Annotated in this window: 1 pseudogene; it reads right to left on the bottom strand. The window is 70.5% G+C overall.

Annotated features, from left to right (window positions below):
* Positions 1–721 (bottom strand): annotated as a pseudogene (locus FK530_RS24475) (RNA degradosome polyphosphate kinase); the annotation flags it as partial.
* Between the last annotated feature and the right edge of the window lie 14 nt (positions 722–735).

A 735-nucleotide genomic window follows, 5' to 3' on the forward strand; every position in this document is an offset into this window, starting at 1 on the left:
CCTCGGCACCCACGAAGTCCTCCGGGGCGCCCCCGCGCCCGGCGGTGTCGATGTTGATGACGCGCGGCAGGGACTGGGGGACCTTCACGCGGGCGAAGTGCAGCTTGCGGGTCACGGGATTGCGCACCACGACCGCGAGGTTCAGGGACAGCCCGGAGATGTAGGGGAAGGGGTGGGAGGGGTCCACCGCCAGGGGGGTGAGCACCGGGAAGATCTGCCTGCGGAAGTAGGCGGTCATGCGCTCCCGCTGCTGGTCGTCGAGTGCCTCCCAGTGGCGCAGGTGGATGCCCTCGGCATCCAGGGCGGGCAGGATCTCCTCCTGGAAGTCACGGGCCTGGCGCGCGGTGAGCTCCCGCGTGCGCGTCTGGATGCCCTCCAGGACCTGACGGGGCTCCAGCCCGGAGGCGGAGGCCTTCGCGATGCCCGCAGCGATCCGGCGCTTGAGCCCTGCGACGCGCACCATGTAGAACTCGTCCAGGTTGGAGGAGAAGATCGCGGAGAACCACGCCCGCTCCAGCAGTGGCAGGTCCAGGTCCTCCGACTGCTCCAGGACGCGCTCGTCGAAGGCCATCCACGACAGCTCGCGGTCTGCGAAACGGCCCTTGGGCAGCGGTTCGTCCTCCCCCAGTGGGGCGGAGGTGTCCACGGGGGACTCCAGCGGCGTGGAGGGTCCGTCGGTGGGGCGCGGATCGTCGTCGTACTCCGCGTCCTCGTGCTCCACACCCACCAGGGAGG

The organism is Tsukamurella conjunctivitidis, assembly GCF_007858475.1.
GTDB lineage: Bacteria > Actinomycetota > Actinomycetes > Mycobacteriales > Mycobacteriaceae > Tsukamurella > Tsukamurella conjunctivitidis.